The sequence below is a fragment of the Gaoshiqia sp. US2 genome (assembly GCF_059705485.1).
Window position 1 is genome coordinate 1,873,596 of the sequence record NZ_AP048550.1, and the last position, 18,733, is coordinate 1,892,328.

The 18,733-nt window shown below is 43.4% G+C and carries 15 protein-coding genes; 9 read left to right on the plus strand and 6 right to left on the minus strand.

Going from position 1 to position 18,733, the window contains the following annotated elements:
- Positions 1 to 238: 238 nt before the first annotated feature.
- Positions 239 to 595: a hypothetical protein gene (locus AC6H3C_RS07410; RefSeq protein WP_497520086.1), complete on the plus strand. Its 357-nt coding sequence runs from the start codon at positions 239 to 241 to the stop codon at positions 593 to 595.
- 82 nt (positions 596 to 677) lie between these two features.
- Here the strand turns inward: AC6H3C_RS07410 and AC6H3C_RS07415 are convergent, their stop codons facing one another.
- Both AC6H3C_RS07415 and AC6H3C_RS07420 read right to left on the minus strand, forming a co-directional pair.
- The gene (locus tag AC6H3C_RS07415; protein ID WP_497520087.1) at positions 678 to 2,033 is read right to left on the minus strand and encodes a sigma-54-dependent transcriptional regulator; all 1,356 of its coding nucleotides are present in this window, start codon (positions 2,031 to 2,033) and stop codon (positions 678 to 680) included.
- 229 nt (positions 2,034 to 2,262) lie between these two features.
- Complete coding sequence (locus AC6H3C_RS07420; protein ID WP_497520088.1) at positions 2,263 to 2,589, minus strand: hypothetical protein; 327 nt, start codon at positions 2,587 to 2,589, stop codon at positions 2,263 to 2,265.
- Between the two features lie 337 nt (positions 2,590 to 2,926).
- Between AC6H3C_RS07420 and dacB the strand changes: the two genes are divergently transcribed.
- Positions 2,927 to 4,378 (plus strand): D-alanyl-D-alanine carboxypeptidase/D-alanyl-D-alanine endopeptidase, encoded by a 1,452-nt coding sequence (gene dacB, locus AC6H3C_RS07425; protein ID WP_497520089.1) that lies wholly within the window; start codon positions 2,927 to 2,929, stop codon positions 4,376 to 4,378.
- A gap of 86 nt (positions 4,379 to 4,464) precedes the next feature.
- On the opposite strand, the gene AC6H3C_RS07430 is transcribed toward dacB, so the two are convergent.
- Positions 4,465 to 4,881: a DoxX family protein gene (locus AC6H3C_RS07430; RefSeq protein WP_497520090.1), complete on the minus strand. Its 417-nt coding sequence runs from the start codon at positions 4,879 to 4,881 to the stop codon at positions 4,465 to 4,467.
- Between the two features lie 251 nt (positions 4,882 to 5,132).
- Between AC6H3C_RS07430 and AC6H3C_RS07435 the strand changes: the two genes are divergently transcribed.
- The 5 genes from AC6H3C_RS07435 (at position 5,133) to AC6H3C_RS07455 (ending at position 10,745) form a co-directional block, all read left to right on the plus strand.
- Positions 5,133 to 6,665, plus strand: coding sequence for an AbgT family transporter (locus AC6H3C_RS07435; RefSeq protein WP_497520091.1), 1,533 nt, complete (start codon positions 5,133 to 5,135; stop codon positions 6,663 to 6,665).
- A gap of 122 nt (positions 6,666 to 6,787) precedes the next feature.
- Positions 6,788 to 7,789, plus strand: coding sequence for a PhoH family protein (locus AC6H3C_RS07440; RefSeq protein ID WP_497520092.1), 1,002 nt, complete (start codon positions 6,788 to 6,790; stop codon positions 7,787 to 7,789).
- Positions 7,782 to 8,729, plus strand: coding sequence for a phosphoribosylaminoimidazolesuccinocarboxamide synthase (locus AC6H3C_RS07445; RefSeq protein WP_497520093.1), 948 nt, complete (start codon positions 7,782 to 7,784; stop codon positions 8,727 to 8,729). The genes AC6H3C_RS07440 and AC6H3C_RS07445 overlap by 8 nt, the downstream gene beginning before the upstream one ends.
- Positions 8,730 to 8,870: 141 nt before the next feature.
- Positions 8,871 to 9,380 carry a TlpA family protein disulfide reductase gene (locus AC6H3C_RS07450; protein WP_497520094.1) on the plus strand — a complete coding sequence of 170 codons (510 nt, stop codon included), beginning with the start codon at positions 8,871 to 8,873 and terminating at the stop codon, positions 9,378 to 9,380.
- 3 nt (positions 9,381 to 9,383) lie between these two features.
- Positions 9,384 to 10,745 (plus strand): sensor histidine kinase, encoded by a 1,362-nt coding sequence (locus tag AC6H3C_RS07455; protein ID WP_497520095.1) that lies wholly within the window; start codon positions 9,384 to 9,386, stop codon positions 10,743 to 10,745.
- On the opposite strand, the gene AC6H3C_RS07460 is transcribed toward AC6H3C_RS07455, so the two are convergent.
- Complete coding sequence (locus AC6H3C_RS07460) at positions 10,724 to 12,793, minus strand: cache domain-containing protein (protein ID WP_497520096.1); 2,070 nt, start codon at positions 12,791 to 12,793, stop codon at positions 10,724 to 10,726. The two genes, AC6H3C_RS07455 and AC6H3C_RS07460, sit on opposite strands and share 22 nt — an antisense overlap.
- Before the next feature lie 328 nt (positions 12,794 to 13,121).
- Here AC6H3C_RS07460 and AC6H3C_RS07465 point away from each other — a divergent pair, with 328 nt between their 5' ends.
- Complete coding sequence (locus AC6H3C_RS07465; RefSeq protein WP_497520097.1) at positions 13,122 to 14,567, plus strand: Do family serine endopeptidase; 1,446 nt, start codon at positions 13,122 to 13,124, stop codon at positions 14,565 to 14,567.
- Positions 14,568 to 14,676: 109 nt separating this feature from the next.
- Positions 14,677 to 15,537 (plus strand): sigma-70 family RNA polymerase sigma factor, encoded by an 861-nt coding sequence (locus AC6H3C_RS07470; protein WP_282592331.1) that lies wholly within the window; start codon positions 14,677 to 14,679, stop codon positions 15,535 to 15,537.
- 58 nt (positions 15,538 to 15,595) lie between these two features.
- Here AC6H3C_RS07470 and AC6H3C_RS07475 read toward each other — a convergent pair whose 3' ends face one another.
- Positions 15,596 to 16,318 carry a hypothetical protein gene (locus AC6H3C_RS07475; RefSeq protein WP_497520098.1) on the minus strand — a complete coding sequence of 241 codons (723 nt, stop codon included), beginning with the start codon at positions 16,316 to 16,318 and terminating at the stop codon, positions 15,596 to 15,598.
- A gap of 179 nt (positions 16,319 to 16,497) precedes the next feature.
- Positions 16,498 to 18,549, minus strand: coding sequence for a molecular chaperone HtpG (gene htpG / locus AC6H3C_RS07480; protein WP_497520099.1), 2,052 nt, complete (start codon positions 18,547 to 18,549; stop codon positions 16,498 to 16,500).
- Between the last annotated feature and the right edge of the window lie 184 nt (positions 18,550 to 18,733).

Below are 18,733 nucleotides of genomic sequence, written 5' to 3' on the forward strand. Positions count from 1 at the left end.
TTTCGGAAAAGCCGCAACAAAGATAATAAATCCGGTGTATAAACATCGGATTTTAAAAAGAGGCATAACCTAAATTTAACCCGAAATTTTTGTGTTGTACAAATGTCAAAAATACCGGGAAAAGAACAACAAGAACCGGATCTTCTCCGTTTGTTTTATACAGGACAAAATGACACCCCCAAGTCTGGTTGCTTTTAAACAGAACATATTTCCAACAAACTGATTGATTGTTAATGCCATGAATGCAGAAGAAAGAATACTGGAATATAAACTGAAAAAGCTCAGTGATTTTGCTTTAGGAGACCCGAAAAGCCTGGAAGTGATTTTAGTTTCCTTCCTGAAAACAGGAAAAGAAAATATGTCTCTTTTCCGTCAATATCTGGATGAGAAAAACGCGATTGCCGTTTCCGGATTATCCCACAAAATGCTTCCCTTGTTTCGCCAGCTGGAAGTGGTTCCGATTGTGGAAATACTGGATCGTCTGGCACACGAAGACCGGGAAAAACTGGATGACCGACAGTTTTTTGTTTTGGCCGAAACGGTGCAGAAATGGATAACCAGGCTGCTTCTTCACATCGAAAAACATGAGATGTAGCTTAAGCACGGTTGTCTGTACCTGCAGGGAATCTACTCAGCAGATTGTTCCCGGCAAAGAAGTGTCAAGTCAACGGTATTGGTCAGATCGGCCTTTGCACCCCGTTTTTAACCGGTACCTCCATTTGGTACTGTTTTAGTTTGTTATACAGGGTTTTACGGTCAATTTTTAATAAACGGGCCGCTTCGCTCTTGTTGTATCCACTGGTTTTTAGCGCCTTACGGATCAATTCCATTTCGTTCTCTCCATTGTACAAACCCATGTTGTTGTTTTTCCGTTGCATCTGCCAGATTTCAACCGGTATTTCATCCATGCCAATCCGTGATCCTACCGAAAGTAAGGTGGCGCGTTTTACCACATTTTTCATTTCCCTCAGGTTTCCGGGCCAGTCATAATTCAAAAAGGCAGTTTCCACTTCCGGGCTAAAACCTTCAACAGATTTATTCAGGTAAACATTGGCCTGAACTAAAAAATGCCGGGCAAAAAGCATAATATCTTCCCTGCGGTCGCGGACGGGAGGAACGTTAATTTGAAACTCATTCAGCCGGTGAAACAGATCTTTTCTGAACGTTCCGTTTTCCTGGCCCTCAGTCAGATCTTCGTTGGTGGCTGCTATAATACGCACATCAACATGCAGTTCACGGCTGCTACCCACCGGTTTGATCGTTCGTTCCTGCAATGCGCGTAAGAGTTGAATTTGGGTATTATAAGAAAGGTTTCCTACTTCATCCAAAAAAAGAGTACCCCCGTTGGCGGCTTCAAAATGGCCGGTTTTATCAGCAATAGCCCCGGTAAACGAACCTTTCAGATGGCCGAAAAACTCGCTGGCTACCAATTCGGAGGGAATGGCTCCGCAATCAACAGCAATAAACGGTTTTCCTGACCGGGCGCTCTGTTTGTGAATGGATCGGGCAATGTATTCTTTTCCTGTGCCGCTTTCGCCGGTAATCAGAACCGACATGGGCGTTGGCGCTACCAGGCGAATGTGGTGTTTCAATCGTTTCGACACCTTACTTACCCCATCTAAAAAATCATTTTTGTGAACCTGATTGTTCCCGCTTTCGGGATTCGCTTCCGGCTCCTTGGTAGTGGCCTCACGAATCATGCTTAAAACTTCTTCGGGCTGAAAAGGTTTCGGAATATAGTTAAACGCGCCGCGTTTGATTGATTGAATTGCCGAAGCGATATCGGCATACCCGGTCATCATAATGATCCGGGTTCCGGGCGAGTTTTGCTTTATCGGGCGGATCAGGTCGATGCCGCTGATGTCGGGCATGCGTAAATCGGTGAGTACAACATCGTAAAACCGTTCTTTCACCAGCTTAAGTACGTCGGTTAGCGTACAAACCGTATCAACCCGGTATTGGTGTTTCTCCAAAAGCGTCTTCAACATCAACCCAAAAGTTACATCATCATCTATCACCAGTATATTTTCCATCTGCATCTGACTGTTTAATCGAATCGTAAATAAAACGCCTGCCAATGGAGCTTAGTATGATGGACCCCTGTTACAAAATGTTAAAAACACTAAAAAAAACCTCTGTCATTTGTGGTTACCCACTCATGACAGAGGTCGTGTGACACCTAATCTCATTAAGTAATAAAACCCTTAAAATGAGACACAGTCTGGTTTGGTGCTATATGCTGGTGAAATTTGTTTTCAATTATTACATGGGAGCTTCGGATTGTTCTACTTTAATAATTTCACCTTTTTCAGTGTAAAACAGAGCATATTTCACATCGTCTTTGCTCACTACAATTTTGTAGGATCCGTCATCGCCTTTAAGCGCTTTTTCAACTTTAAACCCGGAATAGTCTTTCCCCAAGGCTTCACTTACAGCATCCGGAATATCTTCAACGGCAATTTCCTGGTATTGCACCTCTTGTTGCATGACGATGGTTAAATCGTTATCTGACTGATTGGCAATTGATGTTTGAGGAAATGCAAAACCAACCATCACTGCGACTGCTAATAAAATTAATCCATTTTTCATAACTACTTCTTTTAAGTGTATTTATTAATTCATTGTCATGACCTATTCTATATAAAAGCATGCCAAAGTCAGAGCCTATAAGCCGGGAAAGGGTGTAAATATCACGTGTTCAATTAATTAGAAAATATTTGATTCGTGAAATGCCGATTTATTTTACTTCTGAAAATTGTGGAATCCGCATCACAGTTGTGGAAAGAATCCACAGAAACAGACGGGCTGGCTGGCTTCGCGTGGACAGGATAAGGGGCTGAGATGGAGGTTTCAGGATTATTTTTTATTTTTCAGGTGAAAACAATACCTTAAACAACAATTTCTCTCGACATATAAATTTACCGACATGAAGACAATTAACCGGTTGCTCGGCTTGCTTTTTCTTTTTTGTTTCTCTAACGGAACCGCGCAGAATGCTGCCGGTGAACAAATCATCCTGAACCAATGGATCGGGGAAATTCCTTCGCACACCGGTATTGGTGTTTATTTAAAGGATGCTCAAACCGGGGATGTTCTTGCATCGAATAACGCGCAGTTGAGCCTGGTTCCGGCGTCAACGCTGAAACTGCTTACAACAGCTACCGCTTTGGAAGTTCTCGGTCCCTACTATACGTTCGAAACCAAACTGGCTTACTCGGGCGAAATCAGAAACGACAGTTTACTGGGTAATCTGATTATCAGGGGAGGGGGAGACCCCGCGCTTGGTTCAAGCTATTTCAAAAAGAATTACCTGGAACCTCATTTTCTTGATAAGTGGGTGGTCAGCCTGCAAAACCTGAACATTCGCCATATCGCCGGAGATATTATAACCGACGCGACTATCTATGAAGAACAAACGATCCCAAATACCTGGATCTGGGAAGATATGGGGAATTATTACGGCGCCGGCGCCTGCGGTCTTTCGGTGTATGACAATTTGTATGAAATACACCTTTCGTCACCGGCAGAAGAGGGAAAGCCAACCCGGATCACCGGCACCGTCCCGGTAATTCCCGGTTTGAAATTCGAAAACCAGGTACTTTCTTCCAACATTCAGAAAGACCTGGCCTACGTGTTTGGTAGTCCGATCGGCGAAAAACGGATATTGAAAGGAACGATCCCAAAGAACCGGGCCGATTTCGTTATTAAAGCATCGGTTCCCAATCCGCCTTATCTGTTGGGATCTCAATTAAAAGACAAGCTCGAAGCTAAAGGCATCGTTGTTGACGGCCAGGTGAGAGCCCAAAAGCACGATGAAGAAACGCTGTTTCCCACCTTCCTGGCAACAACCGTTTCGCCTCTCTTGATCGATCTCATCAGCTTAACCAACCACGAAAGCGTGAACCTTTTTGCCGAGCACCTTATGAAACACCTGGCCCTTTATCATACCGGGTTGGGTAGTACCGAAGCAGGAACAGCGTTTATGACCGACTTCTGGAAAGAAAAAGGATTGGATACAGCGGGTTTATTTCTGGCCGATGGCAGCGGCCTTTCCCGTTTCAATGCCATCAGCCCCAGGTTTATGGTCGACCTGCTTTATTACATGAAGCATAAAAGTCTTTACGGCGAACAGTTTTTTTCGACCCTGCCGGGTGCGCCCAACGGAACGCTCTGGTATTTTCGTGCGGAGAAATTCCCCGACAACAGCCTTCGCGCCAAAAGCGGCAGTATGACCCGCGTTCGCTGTTTTGCCGGATCGTTAAAAACCAAATCGGGGAGGGAAATTTTATTTTCAGTCTTTATGAATAATTTTTCAGGAAGCCAGGCTAATGCAACCCGTAAAATTGAAGATTTGCTGATAAAACTGTCGGCCAGGTAAGGCAGAAAACCTATTTTTTGATTTTTCGTGTCACCCCGCGTAAAGGGTGCACGAAAAATCATTCAATGAGGGTTTTTGCATATGCGTTAATTTCCTTTAATCAGGCGTCCCAAAGCAAAACGACCGCTCCCGTAAACCAGGATGGTGATAAAAATCAGCAGGTAAAGCAGCGCCATTTCTTTCCCGGCAAACGGATCATTTGCATGGACATAAAAAGCGGCCACGCTCATGGTTACAATCAGCGGGATGGAAGCCAGCCGGGTAACTACGCCCAGAATTAACAACACCGAACAAATCACTTCGGCAAAGATAGCCAGTATCAGCGATATGGTTGGCCCCAATCCAAATGGGTCGGCAAAAGCGATTTCGCTCCCGCCTAATAAGAGCTGAATTTTGGGAATCCCATGTGTCAGCATAAATGCGCCGCTCCCCACACGTAAAATCAACAGCCACAGATTTTCTGCAAACTCATTTGTTTTTGAACCTAACATTTTCTTTCCCATTGCAATAAATTTTAATTTTTTAACTATTCAAAATTACAGTTTCCGAAAATAGGAAAATACTTGCTGCCGGAAAACGGATTGCAAAATATTTAACAAATACATGATGTATTTCTTTCATCATTAGCTGGTAGCGCATCAGCGAATTAAGCAGGTTACTAAAAAATGAAAAATACTGAAAACCATCGATCTTTTTTTCGGTTTTAATGGATAATTACTTTTTTTAAGCAATGATCACGAAAAAGGGATTCTAAATGAGGAAGATTACCGAGGGAATTTTCAGGAACGTATTAAACTGGACCGAACGGGTGGGTAACGCTTTGCCGCATCCCGCGACACTTTTCGCATTGTTTGCTTTGACGGCCTTATTGCTGTCGGCAGTGGGATATTATCTGAGCTGGGAAGTTGTTCACCCGGGAACCGGGGAAATTGTAAAACCGGTGAACCTGTTGTCACACGACGGCATCCACCGGATCCTGCTCGATATGGTTGAAAACTATACCGGCTTTGCCCCCCTGGGCATTGTGCTGGTAGCTATGCTGGGGATCGGTATTGCCGAACAAAGCGGCTTAATTGATACCATTATTCGTTTACTCGTGCTGAACTCACCCAAACACCTGCTCACTTTCGTACTGGTTTTCTCCGGTATTTTATCTAACCTGGCATCCGACGTGGGTTACGTATTGCTGATTCCGCTGGCCGGAGTGATCTTTCTGGCTGTCGGGCGCCATCCGATTGCGGGAATGGCTGCTGCCTTTGCCGGAGTGTCCGGCGGTTTTAGCGCCAACCTGGTGATCGGGACGATCGACCCTTTACTGGCAGGACTCTCGGAAGAGGCCGCGGTGATTCTTGACCCGGCATATGAGGTTAATGCCACGGCCAATTACTATTTTATGGTGGCCTCTACTTTTATTATTGCCATAACAGGCACCTTTGTGACCGAAAAAATTGTTGAACCCCGATTAGGTGATTATAACGGAGATGTGAAACACGACGAGCATTCATTTACCAGCCTGTCAAAAATTGAAAAGAAAGGTTTATTGATGGCGCTTCTGGCTTTTGCCGGTATTTTTGTGATCACCCTGATCGGCATCATTCCCGAAAACGGGTACTTCAGGGGAACCGACGGGGGACTGTTATCTTCGCCCCTGGTTAAAGGCGTGGTGGCCATGCTTTTCATTAGCGCGGGAGCTATGGGACTGGCTTACGGTTTTACCACCGGTGTTTTTAAGAACGATACAGATGTGATGGACGGAATGGCCAAATCGATGAAAACATTGGCCACCTATTTGGTGCTGGTATTTTTTGCTGCCCAGTTTGTCGCTTATTTTAAATGGAGCAATTTGGGGATTATTCTGGCGGTAAAAGGGGCTAACCTGCTGATGGCTGCCAATATCGGGCTGATCCCGCTCATGATCCTGTTTATCATTCTTTCGGCCACCATTAACATGCTGATGGGAAGCGCATCAGCCAAGTGGGCGATTCTGGCGCCGATTTTTATTCCGATGTTTATGATTATGGGATACTCGCCCGAACTGTCGCAGGTGGTTTACCGGATTGGCGACAGTGTAACCAATGTGGTTTCGCCCATGATGAGTTTTTTTGCCCTGATTATTGCCTTTGTTCAAAAATATGATTCGAAAGCCGGCATCGGCACCATCATTGCCACCATGATTCCCTATTCGGTGATCTTTTTTATTGTCTGGACGACCCTGTTGATTGTTTGGATCCTGTTGGGTATTCCGCTGGGGTCAGGGGCAGGAATTCATTATACCTTGCCGGGATAAACAATCAGACAAACAGCTGTCAGAAACCGGCAAAATAAAAGCAAGGAACAAGACAAAGCAATCCGGTATTCCTAAACATTTTTCTTATTTTTGCGGGTATATTAAGGATCTTAAACTCATTTATGTTTGAAAAACTAATTCTACTGGAAGGTGTTGACCCACTTGAGTTTTACGGGGTAAACAATGCTAAAATCGATCTGATCAAAGCATTTTTTCCAAAATTGAAAATTATCAGCCGGGGCAATCAACTCATTGTGCAAGGCGACAAGAAAGAAAGTGTAGCTTTTGAACACAAATTGCAGTTTTTACTCGATCACTATCATCAATTCAATATATTACCTGAAGAAACCATCCGGCAAGTCATGAATAATGATCCGTTGGCTACTGATAGTCAGGTAAATCCGTCTGATGTGTTGTTGCACGGCAATACCGGAAAACCCATCAGGGCCCGGACGCCCAACCAGCGTATTTTGGTTGAAGAATGCCGGAAATCGGATCTGATTTTTGCCATTGGTCCGGCCGGAACAGGAAAAACATACACCGCCATTGCTCTGGCTGTCCGGGCCTTAAAGAACAGGGAAATTCGGCGGATCATCCTGAGTCGCCCCGCTGTTGAAGCCGGTGAACGCCTTGGTTTTTTGCCCGGCGATTTGAAGGAGAAGATCGACCCTTACCTGCAACCGCTGTACGATGCCCTGCTGGATATGATTCCGGCAAAAAAACTGGAAGAATTCATGAAAGACGGCATTATCCAGATTGCACCGCTGGCTTTTATGCGCGGACGTACCCTGAGCGATGCCTTCGTTATTTTAGACGAAGCGCAAAATACCACGCTTAACCAGCTGAAAATGTTCCTGACACGCATGGGAATGAATGCCAAATTTATCATCACCGGCGATGAAACACAGATCGACCTGCCATCGGTGAGCCAGTCGGGCTTAATTCAGGCAAAAAAAATTCTTCGCGACATAAAGGATATTTCCTTTGTTCAGTTTAACTCGAACGATATTGTCCGCCACCGGCTTGTCCGCGAGATTGTTGATGCATACGATAAACACCATCAAATGCAACTGGCAAAAAAAGAAGAGAAGAAACAAACAGATAAAAACAACGAAAATGATTAAAGCGTTAACCCGAACGGATTTTAATTTTCCGAATCAAAAACAGGTGTATCATGGCAAAGTGCGCGATGTATACAACATCAACGATGAATACCTGGTGATGGTCGTGAGCGACCGCATCTCGGCTTTCGATGTGATCCTGCCGGAAGGTATCCCTTACAAGGGACAGGTTTTAAACCAGATTGCATCTAAATTTCTGGATGCAACGGCTGATATCGTTCCAAACTGGAAACTTGCCACCCCCGATCCCAATGTAACCGTTGGTCTTCACTGCGATCCGTTTAAAGTGGAGATGGTTATCCGCGGTTACCTGACCGGCCATGCCTGGCGTGAATACCGCAGCGGGAAACGTAGCTTATGCGGCATAACGCTTCCTGAAAACATGGTTGAAAACCAGAAATTCCCGGAACCGATTATTACCCCAACTACAAAAGCTGCGGAAGGTCATGACGAAGATATTTCGCGAGAAGAAATCATCGCCCAGGATATCGTGAGTAAGGAAGATTATGAACTGATGGAAGATTATACCCGCAAACTTTTCCGGCGCGGAACCGAAATGGCGGCAGAAAAAGGTCTGATTTTGGTTGATACCAAATATGAATTCGGCAAAAAAGACGGTAAAATTTACCTGATCGATGAGATCCACACCCCGGATTCATCCCGCTATTTTTACGCCAACGGATATGAAGAGCGCCTGGCGAAAGGAGAGAGCCAGAAACAACTTTCGAAAGAATTTGTACGTCAGTGGCTGATCGAAAACGGGTTTCAGGGCAAAGAAGGACAAACCGTTCCGGCGATGGATGAAGCTTTTGTCAATTCAGTGTCGGAACGTTATATCGAACTTTATGAAAACATCACCGGCGATTCATTTGTGAAATCCGAAATCGATCAGATTCAGGAGCGGATTGTCAGGAACGTCACAAACTTTTTAAACTCGTTTTAAAAGGGATAATTTTTCTGTCTAGTTATTAACTTCCGGCAATTAACAGCCGGGAGTTAATAACTATTTCGCCATTTACATTCCGTTTTTACTTTTATGTACAGGAATAATTTTTATCTTGCTGTTGTTTAAGTCATAACTGACATGAAAGCACTCATTCTGTTTGCCATTCTTACGGTTACCAATTTTGTTTTTGCACAAACGGAGGAGGACGAATCGACCATCGTCCGGGTCGGGCAACAGGCGCCGGCATTTATTTTTGTTGACTCAGCAGGGAAGAGCCATGCCAGTAGCGAGTTGAACGGTAAAGTGGTCATGATCAATTTTTTTGCAACCTGGTGTGGTCCGTGCTTAAAGGAATTACCTCACATACAGAAAGAGATTTACGAAAAATACAAAAACCGCAATGACTTCCGTTTGCTGATTGTTGGACGGGAACACAAGCCGGAAGAATTACAAAAATTCAAACAGGCCAGAGGGTACGAATTTGAACTGCTGGCAGATCCGGAACGGGAAATTTATTCAAAGTTTGCCACCCAGTTTATTCCCCGGAATTTCCTGATAGATAAAAGCGGAAAAATCATATACAGTTCTGTTGGTTTCGATGATCATGAATTTGCCAGGCTTATTCAACTCTTAAATGAACAGCTTTAAAAAATGAAACGGACTCTTTTACATCTGCTTTGGGTGGCGCTGGTCTGCATAACCTCTGCCGGGCATAGAGTTTCAGCACAGGAGACTACCGACTCCACCGCCGGGATTAAAGAGAACATCAGTTCTTTAAATAAACTGGCAATAATCGAAGCCGACAAAGAAAACTATCCAACCAGTTTTCAGTTAAGCAATGCCGCGCTTGAGTTGTCACTCAAATACGGTTTACTCGAAGAAGCCATTACGGCTTACGAAAATCTGGGAAACTACTACCTGACACAACGAAATGTCGGTCAGGGGTTGAGAAACCTGCAGGAAGCCATTCGCCTGTCTGAGAAATTAGGCAAAAACGAAAAAACCTTACATCTGTATAAAAAAGTATCCGATTTATTCGGTCAGAATTTTGATTTTAAAAATTCACTGGAACACTACAAGCGCTACCAAACGATAAAAGACAGCTTAGCCTCATTAGAGAGTAACCGGCAACTGGCCATGCTGGAAGAAAAGTTTGAACAGGAAAAGGCAGAAAGTGAAAAGCATTTAATGGATGTGCGATCTGAACGGCAAAAAGCCACCAGTATCTTTCTGATTATTGCTGTTATCCTGTTAATATTGGTTGCCTTTGCACTGGTTGTTGCACTGAAAAAACACAAGCAGGTAAAACGCTACTTAGTCAAACTGAATGAGCAAAAAGACCGGATGTTTTCCTTAATCAGTCATGGTTTGCGTGGTCCCATCGGAAGTGTGAAGGGCATTTTCGATCTGATCGTGGAACAGGACCTGGAAGATCCCAAAGAACTGAAAAGTATTTTGCACGAATCGCGCGAAGTGGTCGACAGTTCTTTCAACCTGCTTGAAAACCTGCTCAACTGGTCGAAAAGTCAAACCGGAAATTTAAAAGTAAATCCGCAAAAAATAAGCATGGCCAGCTTAGTAAAAGAAAATCTGTCGTTGTTCACCAGTTCCATCAAACATAAAAATTTCACAATTGAAAATATGGTGGATGAAAATCATTTTGCCTGGGCCGATCAGGAAATGATGAATGTTGTGATCAGAAACATACTTTCGAATTCGGTAAAATTCACCCGGACTGAAGGGCGGATCAGCCTCGATACAAAAATTACAAAAGACAAGTTACTGTTGACTGTTGCCGACACCGGAGTTGGCATGACGCGGGAAATGATCGATGACATCATGGAAAACGATACAATTGGCATGGGAAAGGCTGATGCAAACTATGAAAAAGACCGGGGAATTGGCTTGAAAATATGCAAAGAGTTTCTGGAGAAGAATCAAGGTAAACTCACGATTGAAAGCTCGCCCAATAAAGGCAGCAGGTTTATCATTTATCTGCCGCTTAGCGCCTGATCAGTTGTTTGCTGTGTTGCATCAATGTAGAAATAAAATTCAGATCCTTCACCTGCAGTTGACCTTACTCCGATTTCGCCGCCTAAGCGGGCGACAATATTTTTCGAAATAGCCAGGCCTAATCCGGTTCCTCCGTAGTTTTTAAGAACATGGTTACTGGCCTGCACAAACCGGTCGAAAACCGAGCTCAACTCTTCTTCAGGGATGCCGATTCCATTGTCGTACACATGGAAACAGACCTGCTCTTCGCGCGCATAAACAACCAGTTTTACCACACCCGCCGAGGTAAATTTAATGGCATTCCCGATCAGGTTATCGAGGACTTGCCTTAAGCGAAACTCATCGGTGTAAACTGAAAAATCTGCAGGCAGGCTGCTTTCGATTTCGAAACGAAGCTGATCGAGTTCCTGATTGCCGGAAATATACTCGCGATAATACAACTGAATACTTTCGAGTAAATTTTCCAGTCTGAATTCTTTTTTGACAATATTTAGCTGGTCAGACTCAATCTTCGCAATATCAATAATATCATTGATCAGGTTCATCAAAAATTTGCCATTGACTGAGATCATTTTAACGAAGGTTTTCCGTTCGCTGTCCGACAGGCTTTCATCATCAATCAGTTCCGAAAAGCCCAGGATCGCATTCATCGGAGTCCGGATTTCGTGAGACATATTTGCCAGAAAGGCCGTTTTCAAACGGTCGGATTCCCGGGCCTTCTTCTGTTCTTTCACCAATTGGGCATGTACTTTTTCCCGTTCTTCAATCATCTCATTGGCTACAATACCCATTTCCCTGAATTCGTTGAAGTTAAGTTTGTCCACATCAATTTTCGCGTGATTTCCTTTTCCAAGCTTGAAGAAGCGGGCAAATCGAAGAAAGTCAGCTTCATAATTCCGGTTGAAACGGATCAGGATATAAACTTCGATGGAAAGAATAATGAAAAGCACGATAAAAATCTGAACCAGACTAATCCAGAGTCCCTGTTTCAGTTCAGCTTTTTGCGCTGCCAGTTCCGCGTCCACTTCATCGACATAAAAACCGGCGCCAATTAACCAGTTGCACTCGGGGTACAACTTAACGTAGGAGATTTTTGAAGATTTCGTTTCCTCGTCAATTTTATTCCACTCATATGAAAAATATCCTCCATTTTCGGCCGAGGCCGACACTTCAAGTTCTTTCATAAACACGTCAAGCCGCCCGGGATCAGTTCCGTCAAAAAAATTAAACGGGCCGTCATAAACCTTTCCATCCATAACCACAGGAGTTCCGTTCGTTTCATTGATAAAAACGTAACCTCCGTGCCGAAACCGTTCGGAACTGACTTTTTTCGCTATTTCCTGCTTGAAGTCTTCGTAGTAATCGTCCAGATAGCATTTGGACCCAAAGTACCAGTTAAACGGTTTAAATTCTTTCACAAAAGTGACCTTGTTATGTGGTAAGGAAGAGTGTTCGTGCTTGTGACCATCGTCGTACCAAATATATCCTTCCCCGTCATTTTTCAGCAATTCAATTTCGCGTTGAATGACCAGGTGCCCATTGATGTCTTTCAAGCCGGATAAATCTTTTCCTGCAAGCTCCGGCCGTCCCGAGTAGTAAACTCCTTGCCCGTCCATCCCGTTGATAAACACGCGGGCATAAGTTCCCGAACACTCCAGGGAGGAAACAGCTTCGACGATAATCTGTTTCAGCTCAGCAACAGGCAATCTGCTACTGAATTGCTGATGGAGCTTTTCGGCAACCTGGTGGGCATTACACACATTTTCTTCGAGTTCGCGGGCAATACGTTCATTGAACAATGTTTTTTGATTGGCGATATAATCTACTTCAATGGCAATCAAATCTTTAATAAAATCCTTTTGCTTTCGGATGTTATCTTCCCGTTGCTGCGTGCTGATCCGCTGAAAAAGTAGAAATTCCTGAATCGAAATAAGCGCAGCCACGCCTACCGTAATAATGATGGTTGAGAAAATAACGATACGACGAATGTAATTCGTCACATTTCGCGTGTCTGTCCCTCTTTTAAATGCGTTTCGGAGCGCTGCCATACCTATTTGCTAGCCGGTTAATTTCTGCTAAAATATACAAATAATGGAACGATTAGATTGGTTTTGCCTAAAAGAAGATTGAAAATGACATTCAGTCAGCGCTTAACCTGTTCGTCCAAATAAACGGTATCTGAACTTAGGGATGAAAAAATGACAAGGAAACCTGCCGTCTTCTGCCATTTTTCGAAAAAATCAGTTCAATAAAGCTGATTTGCTGTTAAAACATGTTAAACATTATAAACGATCTGCAAAATCGGAAACTCTGGCACTTTTTATGCGTTATCATACCGTAAAAAAAACATTGAAAAAACTGATAAATTTTGATGCTATGAAGAATTTTGGAAAAATAGGCTTAACCCTGGTTATTGCTTTATTCAGCGCATTTATCGCTCTTTGGGCCTACACCCATTATTTTGAAAAACCACAATTTGTAACGATAACCGAAAACCAGGCCATGCGATATGCCGGCTTGCCTTCTGCACCTCAGGGCGAAGCTCCTGATTTGACCTATGCTGCCGAAAGTTCGGTTCACGCCGTGGTACACGTTAAAGTATCATCCCGCGAAAATGTACAGATGTACAGCAACCCGTTTTTTGACTGGTTTTACGGCGATCGTTATCAGCGGCAACAACCCCAGATCAGGCAAGGAGCCGGTTCGGGCGTTATTATTTCGTCTGACGGCTATATTGTGACCAACAACCACGTGATTGATAATGCCGATGAAATACAGGTGGTATTGAATGATAAACGTGAATTTACCGCTAAATTGATTGGCGCTGACGAAACAACCGACATCGCCTTGTTGAAAATTGATGAAAAGAACCTGCCAACCTTGAAGTTTGGAAACTCCGATGCGTTGAAATTAGGTGAATGGGTTTTGGCAGTTGGCAATCCGTTCAATCTCACATCAACGGTTACTGCGGGAATTGTGAGTGCGAAGAGCCGCAATATCCGGATTAACCCGTCGGACATGAGTATCGAAGCTTTTATACAGACCGATGCCGCCGTAAACCCCGGCAACAGTGGTGGTGCATTGGTGAATATGAACAGCGAACTGGTTGGAATTAATACGGCTATTGCCTCCCGCACAGGTTCTTATACCGGTTATTCATTTGCAGTGCCTTCCAGTATCGTTGAAAAAGTGGTTAGCGACCTGAAGGAATATGGCTATGTACAGCGGGCCTTACTGGGTGTAACAATCCAGGATATTGATGCGAACCAGGCCAAAAAATATAATCTTGATAAAATTGAAGGTATTTACATTGCTGGTGTTAATCCGGGCAGCGGAGCTGAAGAAGCCGGAATTAAAGCCGGAGATGTTATCCTGAAGATTGACGGAGTTACGGTCAATTCGACGGCCGAATTGCAGGAACAGATCGGAAAACGCAGGCCCGGGGATGTGGTAAAAGTTTTAATAAAAAGGGATAACAAAGCGAAACCCTTTGACGTAACACTCCGTAACATGCACGGAGATACGGAAATCCTTACCGGGAGCAAGACTGAATTTCTTGGTGCAAAATTTGACAATGTTTCAGAAAACGAGAGGTACAAACTTCGCATCAGTCAGGGAATTAAAGTAGCAGAACTATCAAATGGTAAGCTTAAAGATGCCGGACTTAAAAAAGGATTCATCATTACCCACGTGAACAAGCAGGAAGTGAACGCGGTTAATGATTTGGAGAGAATTGTAAAAAAAGCTGAAGGGGGCATTTTAATCGAGGGAATTTACCCCAACGGTGAGCGTGCTTATTTTGTTTTTGCCGCAGGAAACTAAATAATGTTTACTAAAAATTAACAAATTAGGGTCGCAGGCCTGTTACAGCTTTTTGGTTTGAATAATTGACTTCAAAAGTCTATATTTGCACGATTTTTTAGAAGGGTATATGAGACAATTAAAGATCACAAAATCTATTACCAACCGTGAGAGCGCCTCTTTGGACAAGTATTTGCAAGAAATTGGCAAAGAAGAACTTATCACTGTTGAGGAGGAAGTAGAATTAGCGCAACGCATTAAAAAAGGCGATCAGGCTGCATTGGAAAAACTGACTCGCGCTAACCTGCGTTTCGTTGTTTCTGTGGCGAAACAGTATCAAAACCAAGGCTTAAGCTTGCCCGACCTGATTAACGAGGGGAATCTTGGATTGATCAAAGCTGCAGAAAAGTTTGACGAAACACGCGGGTTCAAGTTTATTTCATACGCAGTTTGGTGGATTCGTCAATCGATCCTTCAGGCCTTGGCTGAACAGTCGCGTATTGTTCGATTACCGCTTAACCAGGTAGGGTCCTTGAATAAAATCAACAAGGCTTACTCTAAATTCGAACAAGAGAACGAACGCAAGCCATCACCGGAAGAGTTGGCAGAGTCGCTGGAATTGCCGGCTGAAAAAGTTGCAGACACACTCCGGGTCTCCGGCCGTCATATTTCGGTGGATGCCCCCTTTGTGGAAGGAGAAGACAACAGCCTCCTCGACGTTCTGGTCAATAACGATTCCCCCAATGCTGACCGCAGTTTGATGATGGAATCGCTTGCACGGGAAATTGAACGAGCTCTCGCTACCCTTACAGAAAGAGAAAGTGACATCATCAGGATGTTCTTTGGAATTGGTTGCCAGGAAATGACCCTGGAAGAAATTGGAGAAAGATTTGGGCTGACCCGCGAAAGGGTCCGCCAGATAAAAGAAAAAGCAATCCGCAGATTGCGGCATACATCCAGAAGCAAATTGTTAAAAACATATCTTGGATAGTACGAAAAAAAACTTTTTAACCGCCCTGTGAGGCGGTTTTTTTTTGCCTTTCCTTCTCCTAACTGTTCGATAGGGGAGTAAATATCAATCTGATTTCGTCGTAATATAGCGTCGTAATACCTTCAAATCCGGACCAGGTTCCGGTTATCACCCAGGTTTTTCCGTGATGATCAGCCTTGCAAAGAATAGGTTCGTTATTTTTCCGGTCAATTAAAGTATATACGAAATCGTCACCGTCAATGCCAACAGTCCCCAAATCGGCTGTCGATCGTTCTTCCTCAATGTCAGGATCCGGTAACAAATTAAAAAGGAGCATTACTTCTATTCCATTCTCCTCTTCAATTTCAAAGCCCTTAGAAGAAGCATATGCAATCAAATGATTTGCAGCACCCGGACTTCCGCCTGCCCCGGCGCTGTTTTCGGGGTATTTGGAAGCCAGTTTTAACTCGACAATGAGCTCGTAATGTTGCCCGGGAACCAATCCGCCTACTTGTTTTGCCAGTAACATTCTCAATGCATCGCTGTGATTATTTCCATGCAGCATGAACCCTTTTTTTGATCTGTCCAATGGTTCAGGAAGGGAGGTAATTCCCGAATTAAGTTCGTAGTTTTCTTCTCCGCCTTTCGGATAAGATGCAAAAACTGCTTCCCATCCGTTTTTCCCATTTTCAAAAGTTTCGGTAACCGTTACCAAAACGGGTTCCGGGTAATCGCGGTCTTTTTTACAGCTGCTAAAAGCCAATAAACCGGCAATTAACATGAATCCTAATTTTCTGCTCATACAAACAATTTTATTCATAAAGATGTACAAGATCTGTTTTCGGTTGCGTCTTTTAAAGATAAATGACTCTTAAAATAGTCAGAAGGATCGTTTGAGTTTCTTTTTTGCCGAATTTATAAAACAGGAAAAGCCACCAGATCTCGTTCTGATGGCTTTTGCATATTATTGTGTGGCGTATATTAATTGATCAACTCGACGCTGCGGCGAACAAACTTGTCGAGGTCTTCGCCTTTCAGCAGACCATTCGCCAGTAAAGCCAGATCGACCATCTGTTTGGCCAGTTTGTTGTTTTTTCCGAAAGCGTTTAGTTTATCGCGTTTTTCATCTTCCAGACCGGAGATTTTGGTCCGTAATTCGTCCAGTTTTTCTTTGTCAGCCTGAGGTACTTCTTCATCTTTTTTGCCTTCTTTACCCTTTTCCAGCGATTCTTTTTCGGCTTTCAACAAAGTCAGTTCATCGTTTAACTGCGTTAAATCCGAATTCAATACTTCGTCTTTTTCAGCCAGGACTTTCTTCACCAAGGGATGATCGGTATTGACCACCAGGTTCAGGCTTTCAGGAAGATCGCCATAAAAATTCATTCCTCCCTGCAATTTGCTCATGTCTTTCATCCGGCGCATAAATTCATTCCTTGTAATAACCATTGGTTGTGCCTGTTCTCCCATGGCCTTAAAATCGATGATATAATTTACACCACTCGATTCAGGGCAAACCGACTGGAAAACGGGACTCAGTTCCTGGCGTTCTTCAAAGGTCAGGTGGTCGGTATGATCTTCTTTCTGAATGAGGTGGTCCACCACATCGGAGTCAATGCGAACAAAGCGTTTGTCTGTGTCCTTTTGCTCAAATTTATTGATCAGGTGAGTCGATAGAATATCATCCAGTACCAACACATCATATCCTTTGTTTTTGGCATCCTGTATAAAGGTATATTGTTCTTCCTGATTACTGGTGTACAAATAAACCAACTGATTTTCTTTGTTGGTCTGGTTGTCTTTAATCAGCGTTTCGTATTCTTCAAAAGTGAAATACTTATTGTCCGTATTTTTAAAGAGGAAGAAACTGTTTGCCTTTTCGGCAAATTTTTCATCGGTCAGCATACCGTATTCGATGAAAACTTTCAGATCGTCCCATTTTTTCTCAAATTCATTCCGGTTGTCTTTGAACAACTGGCTTAAGCGGTCGGCTACTTTTTTGGTAATATGGCTGCTGATTTTTTTTACGTTTGAATCGCTTTGCAGGTACGACCGCGAAACGTTCAGCGGAATGTCGGGAGAATCGAGTACCCCGTGCAGTAAGGTCAAAAACTCGGGGACAATACCTTCGACAGAATCGGTAACAAAAACCTGGTTGCAGTATAACTGAATCTTGTTTTTCTGTACCTCGATGGTATTTTTCAGTTTCGGAAAATACAAAATACCGGTCAGACTAAACGGGTAATCTACATTCAGATGAATATTAAACAGGGGTTCTTCCGAAAAAGGATAAAGTTTCTGATAAAAGTCGGCATAATCCTCATCTTTCAGGTCGGCCGGCATCCTGGTCCATGCCGGATTGATGTCGTTAATTTGATTATCCTCTTCGGTTTCAACTTCTTTTCCTTCCTTCCAAGTGGTCTTCTTCCCAAAAACAACCGGAACCGGTAAAAACTTACAGTATTTATTCAGGATTTCAGAAAGACGCGATTTGTTCAGGAATTCCTCCGACTCTTCGTTGATGTGCATGATGATATCGGTACCAACTTCAGCCCGTTCAGCGTCTTCCAGTTCAAATTCCGGGCTTCCGTCGCATGACCAGCGAATAGCCTGAGCCCCATCCTTATACGACTTACTGACAATTTCAACCTGGTGTGAAACCATAAAAGACGAGTAGAAACCAAGTCCGAAATGTCCGATAATGGCATTCGCGTCATTCTTATACTTATCAAGGAATTCATTTGCACCCGAGAATGCAATCTGATTGATGTATTTTTCCACCTCTTCAGCCGTCATGCCAATACCGTTGTCCGAAACGGTGATGGTTTTTTTGTCTTCATCCAACGATACACGCACCTTGGCATTCTCAACCGAAACCGTTGTTTCGCCGCGCGAGGCCAATGTTCTCAGTTTCTGGGTGGCATCAACGGCATTCGAAACGATTTCACGCAGAAAAATATCGTGATCGGAATACAGGAATTTTTTAATAATCGGGAATAAATTGTCACTTGATACGCCAATTTTACCTTTTTGCATTTCTATTTGATTTTTTAGTTCAACATCTGTTTCAACAGCAGCTCATTTTTCAAAGTTTGTGCCATTTGTTATGAATGACGAAATGTCATAAAATGCGAAGATAAGAAGCGTTAAAATTGTCTGTTAAAAAATGTTAGCAAGCTTTCTGTATCGAATGAATCATTACCTTTGTCGCATTGAGGTA

Excerpts from the sequence above, each read along its gene's own strand:
- AC6H3C_RS07465 (WP_497520097.1), top strand. The coding sequence starts at position 13,122 with ATGAAGAATTTTGGAAAAATAGGCTTAACCCTGGTTATTGCTTTATTC.
- AC6H3C_RS07475 (WP_497520098.1), bottom strand. The coding sequence starts at position 16,318 with ATGAGCAGAAAATTAGGATTCATGTTAATTGCCGGTTTATTGGCTTTT.
- AC6H3C_RS07420 (WP_497520088.1), bottom strand. The coding sequence starts at position 2,589 with ATGAAAAATGGATTAATTTTATTAGCAGTCGCAGTGATGGTTGGTTTT.
- AC6H3C_RS07445 (WP_497520093.1), top strand. The coding sequence starts at position 7,782 with ATGATTAAAGCGTTAACCCGAACGGATTTTAATTTTCCGAATCAAAAA.
- AC6H3C_RS07450 (WP_497520094.1), top strand. The coding sequence starts at position 8,871 with ATGAAAGCACTCATTCTGTTTGCCATTCTTACGGTTACCAATTTTGTT.
- AC6H3C_RS07410 (WP_497520086.1), top strand. The coding sequence starts at position 239 with ATGAATGCAGAAGAAAGAATACTGGAATATAAACTGAAAAAGCTCAGT.
- htpG (WP_497520099.1), bottom strand. The coding sequence starts at position 18,549 with ATGCAAAAAGGTAAAATTGGCGTATCAAGTGACAATTTATTCCCGATT.
- dacB (WP_497520089.1), top strand. The coding sequence starts at position 2,927 with ATGAAGACAATTAACCGGTTGCTCGGCTTGCTTTTTCTTTTTTGTTTC.
- AC6H3C_RS07440 (WP_497520092.1), top strand. The coding sequence starts at position 6,788 with ATGTTTGAAAAACTAATTCTACTGGAAGGTGTTGACCCACTTGAGTTT.
- AC6H3C_RS07460 (WP_497520096.1), bottom strand. The coding sequence starts at position 12,793 with ATGGCAGCGCTCCGAAACGCATTTAAAAGAGGGACAGACACGCGAAAT.
- AC6H3C_RS07455 (WP_497520095.1), top strand. The coding sequence starts at position 9,384 with ATGAAACGGACTCTTTTACATCTGCTTTGGGTGGCGCTGGTCTGCATA.
- AC6H3C_RS07470 (WP_282592331.1), top strand. The coding sequence starts at position 14,677 with ATGAGACAATTAAAGATCACAAAATCTATTACCAACCGTGAGAGCGCC.
- AC6H3C_RS07435 (WP_497520091.1), top strand. The coding sequence starts at position 5,133 with ATGAGGAAGATTACCGAGGGAATTTTCAGGAACGTATTAAACTGGACC.
- AC6H3C_RS07430 (WP_497520090.1), bottom strand. The coding sequence starts at position 4,881 with ATGGGAAAGAAAATGTTAGGTTCAAAAACAAATGAGTTTGCAGAAAAT.
- AC6H3C_RS07415 (WP_497520087.1), bottom strand. The coding sequence starts at position 2,033 with ATGGAAAATATACTGGTGATAGATGATGATGTAACTTTTGGGTTGATG.